This is a genomic window from Actinomadura sp. RB99 (assembly GCF_014706005.1).
Lineage (GTDB): Bacteria > Actinomycetota > Actinomycetes > Streptosporangiales > Streptosporangiaceae > Spirillospora.
Genome location: NZ_JABMCA010000166.1, coordinates 1 through 1873, shown reverse-complemented (window position 1 = coordinate 1873; position 1873 = coordinate 1). Strand labels below are relative to the sequence as shown.

Genomic DNA, 1873 nt, shown 5'->3' with positions numbered 1-1873 from the left:
GGCGGCGGCGGTGGCGGCCTCGCGGGCGTGCGCGGCGTCGGTGCCGGCGGGCAGCCGGAACGACACGCGGCCGCGGGCGGCGGCCTGCGCGAGGTCGCCGAGGGTCCGGTGCGGCCCGGTGAGCAGCGCGTCCCACACCGGGAGGGCGAGGCCGTGCTCCAGGCCGACCTGGTCGCGGACGGCGTCGGCGAGGTGGTTGGCCCAGGGCCGGCCCTCGTCGTCGGCGCCGGTCAGCCCGGCCAGCCGCAGCAGCGCCCGCTCAACCGAGACGGTGGTGTGGGAGCGGGCCATCCGGATGATCGGTTCCGCGGCCCGGGCGGCGAGCCGCCGGGCGGCGGCCACCACCTGCGGATCGAGGTCCAGCTTTCCCTGCGGCGCCATTGCCGTCTCCCCTCACGCTGCCGCCCCTCTCAGGCCGGTTACCGACAATCGTCCTTCTATGCGAGTTCTCTACCGGAGATCTTCCGGCATCTGAACCACAAATCGCAAGAACTAACAGCGGATACTGCGGCCACGGGTGTACGCCGCACCTTCCCCTCCAGTCCTTCCCCGCCCGCGGACGCGCTCCCCCGCCGGGCGAAAGCCCGTCCGGGGCCAGCCTTTGCTCCCCGGCCCGGACGCCGGGCTCACTTCCAGGTGAGGACCAAAGGGAAACCAGAGACCGGACACGTTTCGTGAAATTACAATCACCGACAGTGGCATGCGGGCGGGGACCCGGCTCCGCCCGCGCACGTCCGGTTCTGGAGGGGCATGATCATTTATATTGCGGCCGCCGTGTGCGCCGTCATCGTGGTGATCCTCGCGAGCCGGCTGGTGCGGCGGGGGCGGCACGGCGTCGACGACCCCGACCCCGACGGCCCCACCACCGCGCACACGGGGGCGATGCTGTCGGCGCTGTTCCTGCTCGCGTTCGCCATCGCCATCGTGGTCCCGTGGACCTCGGCCGACTCCGCCCGGTCCAACACCTACGCCGAGAGCCAGGCGGTCGTCGAGGCGTACTGGGCGGCGTCCCGGCTGCCCGCCGCCGACGCCCAGCAGATCCAGGCCGGGCTCCGCGACTACGTGCAGCTCGTCCGCGGTCCCGAATGGCGGCTGATGCGCGACCACGACCGGCTCAGCGCCGCGGGGTGGACGAAGCTCGACGCCCTGCGTCGCGAGGTGATGGCCGTCAAGACCCCCACCGACGAGCTCCAGAACGCCCAGGGCTCCGTCCTGGACCACCTCACCGAGATCTCCGCCGCCCGCCACCAGCGGGCCATGGACGCCAAGACCACCCCGCCGGTCGGGCTGCTGGCCGTCACCGTGCTCACCGGCGTCGTCGTGATGCTGCTGCCCCTGGTCGCCGGCGCCAGGCCGCGCGGGCTCACGCTGGTCCCGCTCGCGCTCATGGCGGGGCTGCTGGCCGCCGGCGTCTACCTGGTCTTCGACATCGCGCACGTGTTCCGGGGCGGCCTCGCCGTCCATCCCGACGCGTTCACCGGCGCGGCGGCGGAACTGCGGCGCATCTCCGGAGGTGGCTGAGCATGCGCCGCCTGCCGCTGCTGCCCGCCGCGATCTGCGGCGCGCTCGCGGGGACGCTGGCGCTGCCGACCTGCGCGTCGGCCGAACCCTCGCCCGACCCGTCGTCCTCGTCCTCGGTCACGGTCACCGGGCAGGGCGGCGGCGGGGTGAGCGTGTGCATCGACGGGCTGGTCCACGTGGACGTCGGCCCGGGCGCGCCGGGCTGCGTGAAGCCGCCGGCCCCCGCGCCGGAGCCGCCGCCGAAGCCCGCGCCACCGCCGCCGACGCACGCCCCGCCGCCGACGCACGCCCCGCCGCCCACGCACGCGCCTCCGCCCGAGACGCCTCCGCCGCCCGAGACGCCCGCACCGCC

The 1873-nt window shown here is 74.9% G+C and carries 3 protein-coding genes; 2 read left to right on the top strand and 1 reads right to left on the bottom strand.

Annotation, left to right across the window (positions count from 1 at the left end; genetic code table 11):
- Positions 1–381, bottom strand: a 381-nt coding sequence (locus tag amrb99_RS49300) for a lysine 5,6-aminomutase subunit alpha (protein WP_277820252.1), incomplete at its 3' end; no start/stop codon positions are given.
- A 369-nt stretch (positions 382–750) separates the two neighbouring features.
- Between amrb99_RS49300 and amrb99_RS49295 the strand changes: the two genes are divergently transcribed.
- Together amrb99_RS49295 and amrb99_RS49290 are read left to right on the top strand one after the other, a co-directional pair.
- Positions 751–1521 carry a DUF4239 domain-containing protein gene (locus amrb99_RS49295; RefSeq protein ID WP_190869012.1) on the top strand — a complete coding sequence of 257 codons (771 nt, stop codon included), beginning with the start codon at positions 751–753 and terminating at the stop codon, positions 1519–1521.
- A 2-nt stretch (positions 1522–1523) separates the two neighbouring features.
- On the top strand, positions 1524–1873 hold a 350-nt coding region (locus tag amrb99_RS49290), incomplete at its 3' end, for a hypothetical protein (protein WP_206700428.1).

Bases quoted from the DNA above. Each gene is read 5' to 3' on its own strand.
- amrb99_RS49295 (WP_190869012.1), top strand. From the start codon at position 751: ATGATCATTTATATTGCGGCCGCCGTGTGCGCCGTCATCGTGGTGATC.